Here is a 16,642-nt window from a genome sequence, read left to right on the forward strand (position 1 = left end):
GAGGACCGCATGGCCATGCCTGACGCATCCGCCGAAGAGGCCCCGGGTACCCGGTTTCTGCTGTTTCCGCAATCGCCGTTTCTCGGCGGCCCGGCGCATCTGGAACTGGTCGAGATTTCGGCCCCGCCCGGAACGGTCGGTCCCGGCCCGTCCGACCCGCGCATGTATGTCGTCAATCCGGTGGGCAAGACGACGCCCTATGGCGCCATGGTTCCCGGCCCGCAAGGCCAGCGCATGTATCTGCCGCCCTGGGACGGGTTCGAGCGGCCGCCCGCAACTCCGGACGCGGACGGGAACTTCACCCATATCGACCCGACCGACCCGGCTTTCGAGGCTGCGCACCTGTTCGGATCCGCGCATTTCACCATGGACGTTTGGGAGGGCTATTTCGGCCAGCCCATCCCCTGGCATTTCGCCCGCGACTTCGACCGGCTGGAACTGTCGCTGCTGCCGAGCCTCGACAACGCGCATATCGGCTGGGGGTTTCTGGAAACCGGCGGCAGCCGGGAACATGGCGGCGAATACCGGCCCTACAGCCTCAATTTCGATGTCGTGGCCCATGAAATCGGGCATGCCATCATCTACAGCACCATCGGAATGCCCTCGGACGGCAACGCGCCCGGCGAATACTATGGGTTTCACGAGTCCGCGGCGGATCTGGTGGCGCTGATCGCGTCGCTGCATTTCGGCTCGGTGGTCGAGGCGCTGCTGGAAAACACCCGCGGCAATCTCTACACGCTCAACCGGCTGAACCGGTTCGCCGAACTGTCCGACAATGCCCAGATCCGAATGGCGGCCAATGACCGGGTGCTTTCGGAATTCGCGCAGGGCTGGACCAGCGAGCACGCCCTGTCGGAGCCGCTGACCGGCGCCATGTTCGACATTCTGGTGGACATCTTTCACGAACGCCTGCTGGCCCGGGGTCTGATTTCGCCCGAGGACGAAGACCTGTCCGACCGGCTGGAAGGCACGCCGGAATATGGCGGCGTGATGCAGGCGATCTTCGATGCCCGCTACGCGGCGGACCGCGAAGGGTTCCGGCTGGCGCTGCTGGAAGCGCGCGATTTTCTGGGCACCTACCTGGCCGACGCCTGGAGCCTGCTGGATGCGGACATGCTGAGTTACTTCGGGGTCGAAAAGGCCCTGTTGATGGTCGATCAGGAAATCACCGGCGGCGCCTTTCGCCGGATCATCGAGGGCAACTTTCGGATGCGCGATATCGGGGTCGTCAACGCAGGCCCGCGCCTGGCCGATCCGGACGAGTCCAGCCATGCGGTTTCGGTCCGGACGCGCGTGCCGGATTGAGGTGATTGCAAATGTCTTTGTCTTTCAGGCAATTTGTGGCATTTTGGCGAAACAAATTATGTGCATTGTTTCCGGCCCGTTACTGCAAGAGTCCGGAGCAGGGGGAACCGGCGGAGCCACCTTCGGTGCCGCCGAAATTGGAAGGAGAAAGTGTTTTGACGGAGTCATTGCTAAGTTTTTCGGAAGTTCTGCTTTTTGGCCGGGTTGTGAAAGATTTGGAGATAAAGAAAATTGATCGCTCGGGTACGTTGGGCAACAATGGTCAACTCGAAAAGCAGCTCAAAGCCGACTTTCCAAAACTGGCGCGGATCTACGGATTCGCCTACGAGGGCACGTATTTCGAACTGCCCGAACCCACGATCTTTCTGGTGCATGGCGAGGGGAAAAGCGCCACGGACGGCAACGCGCCGACCGAGCCCGAACATGCGGCGCGGGCGCCTTTGGATCCGTCGCAATCCGGCGTCGCGGCGGCCGACTATCAGTTTGCCGACGATGTCCAGTACTGGAGCTACGACAAGGCCGATTACACGATCCGCATGGACATGATGACCGGGATGTTCGAACAGGTTCTGCTCGACATCTACTTCGGCGCCCAGGATCCGGCCGTCAGCGGCGTCAAGGTCAGCGGGGTCAAGGTTGGCGGATCGCGGGTCAGCGGCGTCAAGGTCAGTGGCGTGAAGGTCAGCGGGGTCAAGGCACGCGGCTCCGGCGACTGAGGCCGCCGATCAGAACCCGGCCTTGCGCAGCCCTTCGAAGAAGTGCTGCGTGTCGTCGGCGAATCGGTCGGGCACCACCTGCGCCCAGTGATCGAGCGAAAAGTTCGGATGCGCCTGCTTGTGCTTCTGGGCGATGGACTTTGCCATATCCATCTGGCCCAGCTGCGCATAGCTCGCCGCCAGCATCCTTTGCCCCTCGGTCGGGTTGTTCATCTTGGCGACGGCCTCGATCACCTTGTCGTATTGCTTGAGGTTGTAATACGCCCCTCCGAGGTGCCAGAGATACTGGTCCGGGAAATAGGGGTTCAGGCGCATCGCCTTGTGCAGATGCTCGATGGCCGCCTCGTTCTCGCCGCAGTGGTGCAGCGCATCGGCATAGTCCGACATCAGATCGGCGTCGTTGGGGTTGAGCGTCAGGGCGCGCTGATAGGCGTTGAGCGCCGCGTCATGCTCTTTGCGGTAGAGATGCACGAACCCCAGCTCGCCGAAACCGCGCGCATCGGTCGGGTCGAGCTCCACGGCCCGCTGGGCGAAGGACAGGGCGTTGTCCAGCGCATGATCGGTGTCGGGCGTCCAGGAATAGCGCCAGTCGATGTTCAGGGTCCGCGACAGCGCGGCGCAGGCCCGCGCATAGCGGCCGTCGCGTTCCAGCGCCTGTTCATAGAGAACCTGCGCCCGGTGGTTGTCGCGGCGGGTGTATTTGAAGATGTGCTGCTGACCGCGCAGCACATAGCCATAGGCCGCCAGGTCCGAAGGCACCGACTGGATCAGGCGCTGCCGCTCCTGCGCCTCGATCAGAACGGCGGTGGCGGCGACGATGGATTGGGTCACTTCGTCCTGGATGTCGAAGATGTCCTCGAAATCGCGGTCGTACTGCTCGCCCCAGATCGTCTGCGCGTTGTCGGCGTCGATCAGCTCGACCGCGATGCGAAGCCGGGTTCCGGCCCGGCGGACGGTGCCGCGGGCGATGTACTGCACCCCGAGCTCGCGCGCGGCGGTCTGCGGGCTCATCGCCTGGGCCTTGAAGAAGAAGGCCGAATTGCGGGCGATCACGAACAGGTTCTTGAATTTCGACAGGTTGCGGATGATGTCGTCGGTCAGACCGTCGGCGAACCAGCTGTCGGTCTGGTCGCCGCCGATGCTCAGAAAGGGCAGGACCGCGACCGATGGCACGTCGGGACGCGCGCGGTCGAACCGGTCCGAGGGCGGCCGGACCGTCGCCGCGAGCGTCACGCCTTCGACCTCGCGGCGCACGCAATAGGTGCCGACCGGGTCCATGATGTTCTTGAGCGTCTTCTGCCCGAGGAACTCGTAGCCGAACCGCAACCGGTTGCGGATCTGTTCATAGACAGACGCGCTGATATAGACCCGCCCCGGTTCCGAGATCTCCTGCAGGCGCGCGGCGATGTTGACGTTGTCGCCGTGAATGCCGCGTTCGTCCAACAGAACCTCGCCCATGTGAATGCCGGCGCGGAAGCGGATATGCTGATCCTCGCGCCGCTCGGCATTGGCGCGCTCGGCGATCCGGTGCAGCTCGACCCCGAAGCGTACCGCGTTGGTGGCGGTGTCGAACAGCGCCAGCACCCCATCCCCGCGCACTTCGACCACCTGACCCTCGAACGCATTGCAGGCGTCTTCGAGTTGTTCCAGCAGCGCCCGCATCGCGCTGTAGGTATCGATTTCGTTTTCGCTCATCAACCGGGCGTAACCCACCACATCCGCAAACAGGATGGCGCCCAGCCGGTGCTGAATCGTGGGGTTATCTGGATGGGCAATCAAACCTTTACACTCCACAAGCCGCAGACATTCAACTCAACGGGTTTTCAGTCGGATATCGGCGGTCTGATCGAACATCTCGTTGAACTCGCTACTCTATATCACGACTCGGGGGCGGCCACATCCAATTTGACGAATGCGTGCCGCCCAGAACCATGGTCGTGTCGGGTTTCATCTCGCCGGGCAGGGTTTTTCGCCGGGCGTCCCAGTCGCCGCGCAAAATGCCGACCGCGATCACGTCGATGAAGCCGCCGTCCGAGTACCAGGCCTGTCGCAGGGTGCCTTCGATCTGGAAACCGGCCCGCGCGGTCAGGGCCTGGCTTCGCTCGTTGTCGGAACGGAAGAAAGTCGTGACCCGGTTCAGGCCCAGTTGCCGGAAGGCAAGGTCCAGGACCATCGCGACAGCCCGCAGGCCGACACCTTTCTGGCGCGCGGCCCTGTCGATGAACATGGCGATCACGGCGTCGCGGTTGATCAGCGACACGTCCTGAAGCCCGACGACCCCGACCACCTCGCCATCGGCGGCCTCGATGGCGAACCAGCATTTGCCGGTCTCGGCCACGGTGCCGAGGGCCGGCTCCCATTCCTTTTCCGTGGCCGCAAGGCTCAGCGGAAGGCGGTTGCCGCGGTCGAACAACGCCAGGTCTTCGACATCGCGATACCAGCGCGCGACAACGGCGAGGTCGTCCCGCTCCAGCGGTCTGAGCGAATAGTGATGATCTTTGCAATCTGGCATGCACCGCGTCCCTGTCTGAAATCTGTTACCTTCGGAAATCCTGTCCCGCACGCACTATGGCTGAAAAGCAATGCGCGTACTGTAGCACAGTTCACATTGGCGCAGGCAAAGGGAAGGTTTTCCGCGCGCCGCGACGCAATGCCTTCGGGCCAATTCCCGCCGATTTGATTCGGGTCATTGCGCGGGGCGCGCCCGAAGATGGAGACTCGGGCGACTCACCGGCCACGAAGGAGATGCCCCATGCCACGCAAGACGCAATCGACAAAGCCGCGGCCGCGCCGCGCCGACCCTACGCCCGCGCTGCCGCAAATGCATTCGGCCCTTGCGCCCATGGTGCATTTCTGGGCCATGCAGGACCGGTTCCTGACCGAAATGGAATCCTTCTGGTCCGGCTGGTACACCCGCCGCCACACCGCGGTTCAGACGGCGCTCGACTCAGCCCAGGCGATGCAGCAGTCCGGGCGCTGGCAACCCGGGGATATCAGCCAGTCGCTGGCCGACTGGCAGTTCGCCTCGGCCAAGCGCATGGGCGAGGACGTGCGTGACTGGTACGCGCTGTGCCTCAACTGTGCGGGCTACGTCGCCGCCGCCGAGGCGGAGACCGGTGAAGACCTGATTCAGGACGCCGCCAAGGCCGGCGAGGCCGCCGAACACGCCACGCCTGTCTGAAGGGGAACCGCGGCAGCCACGCGCCGCACCGGGTGTCGCGGCTGGCGATTCAGACCAAAGTCTCTTTCCAACCGGGACTTGCTGGCGATTATGGAAGCATGACTTCCTTGGGACGACTCACGACCTGGTGGAGCCGGATGTCGCTGGCCACCCAGTTCGGCCTGGCCGGCGGCGTCGTGCTGGTGATCGCCGCGCTGATCGTCGGCGCCATCGTCACCCGAAGGATCGAGGAAAGCGTGGTGCGCAACACCGCCAATTCGACCGCGCTTTACATGGAGAGCTTCATTTCGCCCATCTCCCAGCAACTGGCCAAGAGCGATCAGCTTTCCGATACCGCCCGCCGAGCGCTCGCAGAGATCTTCACCAATACGCCCCTGGGCGAACGGGTCATGTCCTACAAGATCTGGAAGAAGGGCGGGCGCATCGTCGAAGCCTCGGACCCGAACCTGATCAACCGCGTATTCGAGGTCAGCGCGCCGCTCAAGGCCGCCTGGCAGGGACAGGTCAGCGCCGAGTTCGAAGAGGTCGGCGACGAAGAAGCCAGGGGCGAGAGCGCCCTCGGGGTGCCGCTGTTGGAGATCTATTCGCCCATTCGGGAGGTCTGGACCGGCGAGGTGATCGCGGTGGCCGAGCTCTACGAGGCCAATCCGCAGCTGCGCAACGATCTGATCGCCGCGCGCCGCACCGCCTGGGCCACGGTCGCGGGCGTCATGACGCTCATCGGCGCGGCGCTCTATCTGATCGTGCGGCGGGGCAGCCGCACCATCGAGCGCCAGCGCGCCGATCTCGACACCCAGTTCCGCGACCTGCGCGCGCTCTCGGCGCGCAACCTCGATCTGCGACGCCGGGTGCAGGAGGCGGCCGCACGCTCGGCGGCCAGCACCGAACACGCGCTGCGCCGGATCGGCGCCGACCTGCATGACGGCCCGGCGCAATACCTGGCCTTCGCGGCACTGCGGCTTGACGATCTGCGCGAAAAACAGACCGACGACGCGGCCCGGGCGGAACTCGACGGCGTGAACGACGCGCTGAAACAGGCGATGGACGAGGTGCGCTTCATCTCGCAGGGCCTGTCCCTGCCCGACATCGCCGACATTCCGCTGTGCGACATCGTGCGCAAGGCGGTCGAAGCGCATCGGGACCGGTCCGATCGGGAGGTTGCGCTGGAGTGCGACTGCGATGCCTTCGCCGCCTCGCCGGCCGCCCGCATCTGCATCTATCGCTTCGTGCAGGAAGGGCTGAACAACGCCACCCGCCATGGCGGCGGGGCCGGTCTGACGGTGGACTTGACCTGCGACGCCCAGTCCCTGTCCCTGGCCGTTCGGGACCGGGGCGAGGGGTTCGGCCCCGACGGGCCGCAGCTGGGCCTTGGCCTGAGCGGGCTGCGCGATCGCGTCGAAAGCCTGGGCGGCACGTTCTTGGCCGGCAACCGCGCGGGCGGCGGCGGCGAAATCGTCATGGCGCTGGAAACGGGAGACCAAAGATGACCAAGACCCGCGTCGTTCTGGCCGACGACCATCCGCTGTTCCGCGAAGGCGTGGCCCGCACGCTGTCGGAAAGCGGCCGGTTCGACGTGGTCGGCCAAGGCACCACCGGGCGCGAGGCCGTGGACCTGACGGTTCGGCTGCAACCCGACCTGGTGCTTCTGGATCTGTCGATGCCGGATGGCGGGCAATGGGCGCTGACGCAGATTCTGGCCGGTGATCACAAGCCGCTGGTGGCGATGCTGACCGTCTCCGAGGATGACGACAGCATCCTCGACGCGCTCTCGGCCGGCGCCGCGGGCTATGTGCTCAAGGGCGTGGGATCGCGGGAACTGATCCGGATCCTGTCCGATCTCGTCGCCGGGCGCAGCTATGTCGCGCCGTCGCTGGCGGCCAAGGTGCTGACCCGGATGAACAGCCCCCGCCCCGCGGCCGCCAAGACCCACCCGATCGAGACCCTGTCCAAACGCGAGGAGGACATCCTGCGTCTGGTTTCGCAGGGCAAGAGCAACAAGGAGGTCGGCCGGGCGCTCGACCTTCAGGAAAAGACCGTCAAGCACTACATGACCGCGATCCTGCAGAAGCTCCAGGTCCGCAACCGCACCGAGGCCGCGCTCCTGGCGCAAAGCCATTGGGGCGGTCCGTGAGCGAGTTTCCCGGCCTGCCCTGCGGAGAGCGCCGACCCTGCCGATCCGGCCGGTCGGGCACCACCAGGCGCACAATCGACAAGTTGCGACGATAGGCGATTCATGTTTGTCGATCAGTGGCTTACAAGATTTCCCCATCGTTACTAATTTTTTAGTTTGACAAAAGCCGAACTCCTCCCAATGCTGATTGCGTTGGGAAAAACCGACAAGAATATCTCTAGGGAGGAGAAATATGCGGACCTATTTGCTATCCGCTGTGGCGGTGTCTGCCGTTATTGCCGGAGGAAGCGCCGCCTGGGCCGACGAGGCCGCAGCACAGCGCTGGATCGACGAGGAATTCCAGCCCTCGACCCTGACCAAAGAAGAGCAGCTGGAAGAGATGAAGTGGTTCATCGAGGCCGCGAAGCCCTATGCCGGCATGGAGATCAACGTGCTGTCCGAGGGCATTCCGACCCACAGCTACGAATCCGAGGTTCTGACCAAGGCGTTCGAGGACATCACCGGCATCAAGGTCAACCACCAGATCCTGGGCGAAGGAGAGGTGGTGCAGGCGGTTCAGACCCAGATGCAGACCGGCCGGAACCTGTATGACGGCTATGTCAACGACAGCGACCTGATCGGCACCCATTCGCGTCTGCAGCTGGCCTATCCTCTGTCGGACATGATGGCGGGCGACTGGGCGGCGACGACATCGCCGACGCTCGACCTGGACGACTTCATGGGCATCCAGTTCACCACCGGTCCGGACGGCAAGCTGTACCAGTTGCCGGACCAGCAATTCGCGAACCTCTACTGGTTCCGCAAGGACTGGTTCGACAACGAAGAGTACAAGGCCGCGTTCAAGGAGAAATACGGCTACGACCTGGGCGTTCCGGTCAACTGGTCGGCCTATGAGGACATCGCCGATTTCTTCACCAACGACGTCAAGGAAATCGACGGCGTTCGCATCTATGGCCACATGGACTATGGCAAGCGCGCGCCCGATCTCGGCTGGCGCATGACCGACGCCTGGCTGTCGATGGCCGGCGCCGGCGACAAGGGCGAGCCGAACGGCATACCGGTGGACGAATGGGGCATCCGCATGGAAGCGGGCACCTGCAACCCGGTTGGCGCATCGGTGTCGCGCGGTGGCGCGGCAAACGGCCCAGCCGCGGTCTATGCGATCCGCAAGTGGGACGAATGGCTGCGCAACTATGCGCCTCCCGGTGCGGCGTCCTATGACTTCTACCAGTCGCTGCCGGCGCTGTCCCAAGGCAACGTGGCCCAGCAGATCTTCTGGTACACGGCCTTTACGGCAGACATGGTCAAACCCAAGTCCGAAGGCAACAATACCGTGGACGACGAGGGCAACCCGCTGTGGCGGATGGCGCCCAGCCCGCATGGCCCCTATTGGGAAGAAGGCCAGAAGGTCGGCTATCAGGACGTGGGATCGTGGACCTTCCTGAAATCCACGCCACCCGACCGCGCGCAGGCGGCCTGGCTCTATGCCCAGTTCGTGACGTCCAAGACGGTTGACGTGAAGAAGTCGCATGTGGGGCTGACCTTCATCCGCGACAGCTCGGTCAACCACGAGTCCTTCACCGAACGCGCACCCAAGCTGGGTGGCCTGGTCGAGTTCTACCGCTCGCCCGACCGCGTGGCATGGTCGCCCACGGGCATCAACGTCCCCGACTATCCCAAGCTGGCCCAGATCTGGTGGCAGCAGATCGGCGACGTGAACTCGGGCGCCTTCACCCCGCAAGAGGCGATGGACCGTCTGGCCGAAGAGATGGACATCACCATGGCCCGGATGCAGGCCGCGGATGAAAGCGCCGGCGTCTATGGCGGCTGCGGTCCGCGCCTGAACGAGCCGCAGGATCCGGCCTTCTGGCTGGAGAAGCCGGGCGCGCCCAAGGCCAAGCTGGAGAACGAGAAGCCGCAGGGCGAAACCGTCAACTATGACGAGCTGGTTGCCCGCTGGCAGCAGTAACGGCCGATGAACATCCGGGTCGCCGCCCTGTCGCGGCGGCCCGGTCGGGGACGGAACCCATGGCCTGCCTTTGGGCCTGTCTTGGAACCTTCGGAAAATGATCGAACTTCACGACGTGACGAAGCGTGTAGGTCAGGTGACACATATCAAGCCGACCACGCTGACGCTCGAAACCGGACATTTCAACGTGCTGCTGGGCGCCACCGGTTCGGGCAAGACTTCCCTGATCAAGATGATGGCGGGACTCGATCCCCTGGCTGGCGGCCGCATCCTGATGGACGGCGAGGATGTCACCGGACTGACGCCGCAAAAGCGCCGCATCAGCCTGGTGCATCAGTTCTTCGTCAACTACCCGCACATGTCCGTGTTCGAAAACATCGCCTCGCCCCTGCGGGTGGCGGGCATGGCCGAGAGCGAAATCCAGGGCCGCGTCGAGGAAGCCGCCGATCTGCTGCAGCTCAGGCCGATGCTGGACCGGCGCCCGCAGGAGCTTTCGGGGGGACAGCAGCAGCGCACGGCGCTGGCGCGCGCCATCGCCAAGGACAGCCGTGCCGTGTTTCTGGACGAACCCCTGGCGAATCTCGACTACAAGCTGCGCGAGGAGTTGCGCGAGCAACTCCCCGACCTGTTCGCCGGGCGCGGCGCGGTCGTGGTCTATGCCACCTCGGAACCGGAAGAGGCGTTGCTGCTGGGCGGCAAGACCGCGCTGATGGACAACGGCTCGGTCACGCAGTTCGGGCCGACCTCGGAAATCTACCGCCACCCCCGCAACCTGACCGCTGCCCGGGTCTTTTCCGATCCGCCGATCAATTCCGCCCCTGTAACCAAGTCCGGGGCCGTCGCGCGTTTGGGCGGGGGCGCTTCGTGGCCGCTGACCGGGGCCGCCGCCGACCTGCCGGACGGGGACTACATCGTTGCCGTCCGCCCCCACCGGGTGCTGCCGATGCGCAGCAACGCCAGCGAGGTCGAACTCAGGGGCCGCGTCATCGTCACCGAACTGTCGGGATCGGACTCCAGCGCGCATTTCCAGCTCGGCGCGGAGGCCTGGGTGTCGCTCTCGGCCGGGGTGCATCCCTATCAGGTGGGCGAAGAGCACGTCTTTTTCATGGACCCGCGTCACTGCCGGTATTTCGGGCAGGACGGGGCACTGGTGGCCTGACATGGCGCGGATCACGCTTTCGAACCTCAAGCACAGCTATTTCCCCGATCCCAAAGGCCCCGAGGACTACGCGCTGAAGAACATCGACGTGACCTGGCGCGATGGCGGGGCCTATGCGCTTCTGGGGCCGTCGGGCTGCGGGAAATCCACCCTGCTGAACATCATTTCGGGCCTGCTGACCCCGTCCGAAGGCCGGATCCTGTTCGACGACCGCGACATGACCGGGTTGCCGCCGGACCAGCGCAACATCGCGCAGGTGTTCCAGTTTCCGGTGATCTACGACACCATGACCGTGCGCCAGAACCTGGCCTTTCCGCTCAAGAACCGCGGCGCCGACCCGGCCCGGATCGCCCAGCGGGTGCAGGAGATCGCCGAGATGCTGGACGTGGTCGAGATGCTCGACACCCGCGCCTCGGGACTGAGCCCCGACAACAAGCAGAAGATCTCGATGGGACGCGGCCTGGTGCGCGATGACGTGAACGTGGTGATGTTCGACGAGCCGCTGACCGTGATCGACCCGCACCTGAAGTGGAAGCTGCGCTCGAAGCTCAAGGAACTGCACCAGCGGGTGCGGGCCACGATGATCTATGTGACCCATGACCAGACCGAGGCGCTGACCTTTGCCGACGAGGTGGTGGTCATGCAGGACGGCGAAGTAGTGCAGATCGGCACTCCGGTCGATCTGTTCGAACGCCCGCAGCACACCTTCGTGGGCCATTTCATCGGCTCGCCCGGCATGAACGTCCTGCCCTGCGAGGCAACCGGCGACAGGGCCAGGTTCGAGGGCCACGAGGTGGCGCTGGAGGGTCCGATCACCGGACAGGGCGGGAACCTGACGCTGGGCATACGGCCCGAACATGTGGCGATTGCCGAGCAGGGCGTGCCTGCGCATGTCGCCAAGGTTTCCGATGTCGGGCGGCATTTCATCGTGGACGCGATGGTGGGCGAAACTCTGGTCAAGGCGGTGCTGGAGCATGACGCGCCGCAACAGGGCAGCACGGTGCATCTGGCCTTTGACCCGAATAAGACCCGTGTCTACCGCGACGGATGGATCGCGACAGAGGAGCGCATGGCATGAGAACGGAAAACCAGAGGGCGTGGTTCTTTGTGCTGCCGGTTCTGGCGCTGGTCGCGTTCAACGCCCTCATCCCGATGATGACGGTCGTTAACTATTCGGTTCAGGAAACCTTCGGCAACAACCAGTTCTTCTGGGAGGGGCTGGGCTGGTTCGAGCAGATCCTGCGCTCGGACCGGTTTCAGGCCGCCCTGGGGCGGCAGTTCTTCTTTACCATCGTCATCCTGGCCATCGAGGTGCCGCTGGGCATCATCGTTGCGCTTTCGATGCCGCGGAAGGGGTTCTGGGTGCCGGTCTGCCTGGTCCTGATGGCCCTGCCCATGCTGATCCCGTGGAACGTGGTGGGCTCGATGTGGAACATCTTCACCCTGCCCAAGATCGGACTGCTGGGCTATTTCCTGAATGACGTTCTGGGCATCAACTATGACATGACGCAACAGCCGGTTTCGGCCTGGATCACGGTGATCGTGATGGATGTCTGGCACTGGACCTCGCTGGTGGTGCTGCTGTGCTATGCGGGCCTCGTGTCGATCCCCGACGCCTACTACCAGGCCGCCAAGATCGACGGCGCCAGCGCCTGGTCGGTGTTCCGGTACATCCAGCTGCCCAAGATGAAGACGGTGCTGACCATCGCGATCCTGCTGCGGTTCATGGACAGCTTCAACATCTACACCGAACCCTTCGTCCTAACCGGCGGCGGACCCGGCAACTCGACCACGCTGCTGTCGATCGATCTGGTCAAGATCGCCCTGGGGCAGTTCGACCTCGGACCGGCCGCGGCGATGAGCCTGATCTATTTCGCGATCACGCTGCTGGTCAGCTGGGTCTTCTACGTCCTGATGACAAAGGATGATCAGAAATGAGAAAACGCTCCCTCATCCCGATCCTCTACATCGCCTTCCTGCTGTTGCCGATCTACTGGCTGGTGGCGATGAGCTTCAAGACGACGAACGAGATCCTGTCGGGCTTTTCGCTGTTCCCGCAGACCTTCACGCTCGCCAACTATACGGCGATCTTCACCGATCCGACCTGGTACTGGGGCTACATCAACTCGATCATCTACGTGACGATGAACACGGTCCTGTCGGTGGCGGTCGCCCTGCCGGCGGCCTATGCGTTCTCGCGCTACCGGTTTCTGGGCGACAAGCAGCTGTTCTTCTGGCTCTTGACCAACCGAATGGCGCCGGCGGCGGTCTTTGCCCTGCCCTTCTTCCAGCTCTATTCCTCGATCCACCTGTTCGACACCTACCTGGCGGTGGCCCTGGCCCACACCCTGTTCAACGTGCCGCTGGCGGTCTGGATCCTGGAAGGGTTCATGCGGGGCGTGCCCAAGGAGCTGGACGAGACCGCCTATGTGGACGGCTATTCCTTCCCGGCCTTCTTCTTGAAGATCTTTCTGCCCAACATCAAGGCGGGCGTCGGCGTGACCGCGTTCTTCTGCTTCATGTTCTCTTGGGTGGAAATGCTGCTGGCCAAGACCCTGACCGCGGTCGAGGCGAAACCGATCGCGGCCGTGATGACCCGCACCGCATCCAGCGCCGGCTATGAGCTGGGCCTGCTGGCGGCGGCCGGGACGCTGACCATCATTCCGGGCGCCATCGTCATCTGGTTCGTCCGCAACTACATCGCGCGCGGCTTCGCGCTGGGGAGGGTCTGATGCCGGGACGTGTGACGCTGCTTCTTGCCGCACTGGCGCCGATGCAGGTGCAGGCCCAGGCCCAGGCCGGCTGGGGCAATGTCGGCCAGCAGGAGGACAAGGGGTTTTCCTGGACCGATCCGCTCTGGCCCGATTTCTGGATGGCCTGGACACCCGCGACGCTTGCGGTGTTCATCGGCATCTTCAGCGCCATCGCCGTGATCGGGCTGCTGGAGATCTTCCGGTTCCGCGACGGGCTGGAACGGCGCGGCGTCCTGGGTCTGACCACGACTCTGGGGGACCGGCTGTTCATCACGCTGCTGGGCTCGGTCTATATCTTTCTGGCCTGGCTCGGGTTTGTCGGTCAGCCAATCTGGACCCCGCTTTTCATCGCCATCGGGTGGGGAATTTTCGTGTTCTGGAAAGTTTAGGCTTTGCGGAACGGCCCCGAACTGGTTTGCTTGGGGCGGAAGCGGAAGGTCGAACTGGTAGCAGTGGAGCCATGAGGAAAAGAAAAGCGGGAAATCTGCTGACGGATGTCGAACTGGAGTTCATGAACGAGCTCTGGGCCCTGGGCGAAGGCACCGTTCGCGACGTGCTGGAACAGTTGCCGCCGGAACGGGGGCTGGCCTATACATCGGGCGCGACGGTGCTGCGTATCCTCGAAGAGAAGGGATTCGTCGTCAGCCGCAAGCGGAACAAGTCGCTGATCTACACGCCGCTTCTGTCCAAGGACGCCTATCAGACGCGTTCGCTGAAGAACCTGTCTCAGACCCTGTTCGACAACACGCCGGCCACCCTGGTGGCCCGCCTGGTGGATGACGCGGGCCTGAGCGAGGCCGACCTTGAGGAAATTCGGGCGCTGGTGGAGAGGAGGCTCCAGAATGACGGCGGCTAAACAGTTCATCGAGGTATTCATCAACCTGAACATCATCCTGGTCTTCGCCTGCATCCTCTGGCTGACGCTGCGGGCGGTGTTGGCCAAAACTCCGCTTCGGCACGCTTTCGTGCTTCAGTACACGGGCCTGAAGACCCTGATCGCGCTCGTCTTTGTCAGCCCGCTGCTGGCGGTGCTCGCAACAGCGGCGATCGACGCCGTGAGTCCCGGTCGGACCGTGGTGCTCAGCGATCTGGTTGTGGCCGCCTATCTGCGCGGCGACATCGCGATGGACGCGGTCCGGTTCGAAGAAATGCTGAGCGCGCGGTCGAACTGGACCGAACGGGTCATGGCGATGGAGTCGGTACCGGTGATGGTTCTGGCCGGGGCGCTGGCACTGGCCATGGTCTGTCTGTTGGCACATCTGTTGCGCGCGGTGCTGCATGTTCGCCGGATGCTGAACGACAGCTTTCTTTGGAAACGGGTCGGACCGGTCGATATCCGCTTGTCCGACACCATCTCGGTTCCGCTCGCCGCGCGCGGCCTCACCCGCCGCCACGTCGTGCTGCCGAGCCACCTTCTTGCCAACAGCGAGGGCCGCCGTATGGCCATCGCGCACGAGTTGCAGCATTTTCGCCACGCGGACATCGAATGGGAAATCTTCCTCGAGGTGATGCGCCCGTTCCTCTTCTGGAACCCGGCCTTCCTGCTGCTCAAGCGTCAGTTCGACCAGCTGCGCGAATTGGCCTGCGACCAGTCCGTGGTCGTCCGATACCGTTTCCACCCCCTGGACTATGCCCGCTGCCTGCTGAATTTCTGCGAACGGTCGATCACCGCCCGGTCGCCACGGCAGCTGAAGGTGGCGCTGGTTGCGGCGGGTCACGCCAGCGCGCGGCAGGAACTGGCAAGCCGTCTGCTGTCGCTCAAGTCGGCGGACCGGCAGATCAGGTTCGGGCGGAAACAGGCCGTGCTGCTGGCCTGTCTGGTGGGTGTCGTCATGGCGCTGGCCTCGGCCTCGCTGCATTCTCCGAAGGATTGGAGCCATGACCGGCTGATGCTGTCCACCGTGGTCAACCTCGAACGGCTGCGCCGATAGTCTGCCGCGGGCCGAATTTGCCAGGGAGATCTCCCCGATACGGCGCCCGAGCCCGAACCGCACCAGGGCCGCATTCGGGCCGTGGGTTCGGCGAGGTAGCCAAGATCGGGGTTTTTTGCGTTAATGCTCGCACCTTTCGCGCGGCGCGGTGCCGGCCCATGTCCGAATTCCGGTTTGAATGAAACAGGCTCTTTCCAAAAATCTCCTGATCCGGCTGGCGCGTTCCGTCAAGGACGGTGCGCGGATCGAGGCCGAACAGGTGGACCCGTTTCTTGAGCACGCGTTTCAGGAGACCTCGGCCTTGGGCAAGGTCATGCTGCGGATCGCCGCGTGGCTGTCATTGTTCTTTGCCTCGGTCCTCGTCATCTTTCCCGAGGTGGGCGAAAAGCTGATCGAGATCCTGCCGGACTTCTTCCTGCTGCCCGAGCGTCTGGCCAAGGCCCTGGACTATCTCTGGGGATTGGTGGGCAGTCCGGTCAAGAAACAGCATCTCATGTATCATCTTCCGAACATCATCGTTTACGCCTTCGGCGTGGCGGGGATCCGGATGCTGTGGCGGAAGGTCTACAAGAACAACTGGAAAGACCTCGTGCTCGGGGCGCAGGACCAGTTGCGGGACATGGTGTCCAAGGGCACCGGGCGGTTCCGGTTCAAGCCGGGATTCTCGCTGCTGTTCGTGGGGGACGGCGACCAGATGGCCAAGAGCCTGGTCATCGACGACCCCCTGATCGGTCCGACCATTTCCTCGGTTCAGCCCGCCTACACGAACCTCTGGGGCCGGTTCTCGACCCGCGAGGGGGACTCGGGGTTCGAGCGCGTGCTGGAGCAGTACAACTCCGAGGACGCAGGAGAGTTCGTGTTGTTTCCGGTCGTCGACGACCAGCTCTTTCTTCCTTCGGAGCATGAATACGACCTGCCGCCGCACCGCGTCGAAATCGCCGTGCGGCGCATCCGCGAATACGAAGCCGACCGGGGGTGGGACAGAAAACGGATCATCATCGTCGGCGACAAGGAGCAGAAGAGCAGATTCGTGACATCCTCGGACACCGGATGGATCGAAGCGCAGGAGGACGATGTGAGCCTGCGCAGCATTGCCGCGGAATATGAAGACGTGATCGTGGTCGATCCGACCGATGTCACGCTGCGGAAGATCATCGAGTTCGCGGACGGACGGCGCATCCTGTTCCGCGCGTCGGACCAGGGCGCGGCCAAGTACAGCACCGCCTTCTACCACCGGCTGTCCTTGTTGGGCTATGAACCCACCGACAGTGCCTGCCTGACCGTCGGATACGATCTGTCCGACATGGAAACGGAACATCAGATCGTGGCGAAACGCCGCTCGGAATACCTGCCGGTTCTGCTGTCGCGGGAGGTCTATGACCTGTTGTCGCAAAAATACCTCAAGGCGGGGCGGTTCATCTTCGTGCCCAACCTCGTGAAGGAAGAGTTGCAGCGGCTCGTCGCCGAGGATGGGCCCGCGGCCGCCGGATAGGCACC

The 16,642-nt window shown here is 63.8% G+C and carries 16 protein-coding genes; 14 read left to right on the forward strand and 2 right to left on the reverse strand.

The genetic code is table 11. From position 1 onward, the window contains the following. Positions 1 to 9 precede the first annotated feature (9 nt). Both AC2FNJ_RS04950 and AC2FNJ_RS04955 read left to right on the forward strand, forming a co-directional pair. Positions 10 to 1,305, forward strand: a complete 1,296-nt coding sequence (locus AC2FNJ_RS04950) for a gluzincin family metallopeptidase (protein WP_496762918.1) — start codon at positions 10 to 12, stop codon at positions 1,303 to 1,305. Positions 1,306 to 1,316: 11 nt separating this feature from the next. Then, positions 1,317 to 2,021: a hypothetical protein gene (locus AC2FNJ_RS04955; protein ID WP_496762919.1), complete on the forward strand. Its 705-nt coding sequence runs from the start codon at positions 1,317 to 1,319 to the stop codon at positions 2,019 to 2,021. A 9-nt stretch (positions 2,022 to 2,030) separates the two neighbouring features. On the opposite strand, the gene AC2FNJ_RS04960 is transcribed toward AC2FNJ_RS04955, so the two are convergent. Together AC2FNJ_RS04960 and AC2FNJ_RS04965 are read right to left on the reverse strand one after the other, a co-directional pair. Continuing rightward, the gene (locus tag AC2FNJ_RS04960) at positions 2,031 to 3,800 is read right to left on the reverse strand and encodes an adenylate/guanylate cyclase domain-containing protein (RefSeq protein WP_496762921.1); all 1,770 of its coding nucleotides are present in this window, start codon (positions 3,798 to 3,800) and stop codon (positions 2,031 to 2,033) included. A gap of 88 nt (positions 3,801 to 3,888) precedes the next feature. After that, positions 3,889 to 4,533 carry a GNAT family N-acetyltransferase gene (locus AC2FNJ_RS04965; protein WP_496762923.1) on the reverse strand — a complete coding sequence of 215 codons (645 nt, stop codon included), beginning with the start codon at positions 4,531 to 4,533 and terminating at the stop codon, positions 3,889 to 3,891. A gap of 240 nt (positions 4,534 to 4,773) precedes the next feature. Between AC2FNJ_RS04965 and AC2FNJ_RS04970 the strand changes: the two genes are divergently transcribed. The 12 genes from AC2FNJ_RS04970 (at position 4,774) to AC2FNJ_RS05025 (ending at position 16,637) form a co-directional block, all read left to right on the forward strand. Then, a complete protein-coding gene (locus AC2FNJ_RS04970; protein ID WP_496762925.1) occupies positions 4,774 to 5,202 on the forward strand; it encodes a hypothetical protein in 429 nt (142 codons plus the stop codon). 98 nt (positions 5,203 to 5,300) lie between these two features. Then, entirely contained in the window at positions 5,301 to 6,689 is a 1,389-nt protein-coding gene (locus tag AC2FNJ_RS04975) for a histidine kinase (protein ID WP_496762926.1), read from the forward strand. Continuing rightward, positions 6,686 to 7,333, forward strand: a complete 648-nt coding sequence (locus tag AC2FNJ_RS04980; protein WP_496762928.1) for a LuxR C-terminal-related transcriptional regulator — start codon at positions 6,686 to 6,688, stop codon at positions 7,331 to 7,333. The genes AC2FNJ_RS04975 and AC2FNJ_RS04980 overlap by 4 nt, the downstream gene beginning before the upstream one ends. Before the next feature lie 232 nt (positions 7,334 to 7,565). Further along, positions 7,566 to 9,302, forward strand: coding sequence for an ABC transporter substrate-binding protein (locus tag AC2FNJ_RS04985; RefSeq protein ID WP_496762929.1), 1,737 nt, complete (start codon positions 7,566 to 7,568; stop codon positions 9,300 to 9,302). A gap of 97 nt (positions 9,303 to 9,399) precedes the next feature. After that, the gene (locus AC2FNJ_RS04990; RefSeq protein ID WP_496762930.1) at positions 9,400 to 10,461 is read left to right on the forward strand and encodes an ABC transporter ATP-binding protein; all 1,062 of its coding nucleotides are present in this window, start codon (positions 9,400 to 9,402) and stop codon (positions 10,459 to 10,461) included. A gap of 1 nt (position 10,462) precedes the next feature. Further along, entirely contained in the window at positions 10,463 to 11,539 is a 1,077-nt protein-coding gene (locus AC2FNJ_RS04995; RefSeq protein ID WP_496762932.1) for an ABC transporter ATP-binding protein, read from the forward strand. Next, positions 11,536 to 12,399: a carbohydrate ABC transporter permease gene (locus AC2FNJ_RS05000; RefSeq protein WP_496762934.1), complete on the forward strand. Its 864-nt coding sequence runs from the start codon at positions 11,536 to 11,538 to the stop codon at positions 12,397 to 12,399. The genes AC2FNJ_RS04995 and AC2FNJ_RS05000 overlap by 4 nt, the downstream gene beginning before the upstream one ends. After that, on the forward strand, positions 12,396 to 13,193 hold the full coding sequence (locus AC2FNJ_RS05005; RefSeq protein ID WP_496762936.1) for a carbohydrate ABC transporter permease: 798 nt from the start codon (positions 12,396 to 12,398) through the stop codon (positions 13,191 to 13,193). The genes AC2FNJ_RS05000 and AC2FNJ_RS05005 overlap by 4 nt, the downstream gene beginning before the upstream one ends. Then, a complete protein-coding gene (locus AC2FNJ_RS05010) occupies positions 13,193 to 13,603 on the forward strand; it encodes a DUF2160 domain-containing protein (RefSeq protein WP_496762938.1) in 411 nt (136 codons plus the stop codon). Before AC2FNJ_RS05005 ends, AC2FNJ_RS05010 begins: the two co-directional genes overlap by 1 nt. Before the next feature lie 71 nt (positions 13,604 to 13,674). After that, positions 13,675 to 14,070, forward strand: coding sequence for a BlaI/MecI/CopY family transcriptional regulator (locus AC2FNJ_RS05015; protein WP_496762940.1), 396 nt, complete (start codon positions 13,675 to 13,677; stop codon positions 14,068 to 14,070). After that, positions 14,057 to 15,145 carry a M56 family metallopeptidase gene (locus AC2FNJ_RS05020; RefSeq protein ID WP_496762942.1) on the forward strand — a complete coding sequence of 363 codons (1,089 nt, stop codon included), beginning with the start codon at positions 14,057 to 14,059 and terminating at the stop codon, positions 15,143 to 15,145. Before AC2FNJ_RS05015 ends, AC2FNJ_RS05020 begins: the two co-directional genes overlap by 14 nt. A gap of 178 nt (positions 15,146 to 15,323) precedes the next feature. Continuing rightward, entirely contained in the window at positions 15,324 to 16,637 is a 1,314-nt protein-coding gene (locus AC2FNJ_RS05025) for a hypothetical protein (RefSeq protein ID WP_496762943.1), read from the forward strand. Positions 16,638 to 16,642 lie beyond the last annotated feature (5 nt).

It is taken from the genome of Ruegeria sp. BHSB196 (genome assembly GCF_059613135.1).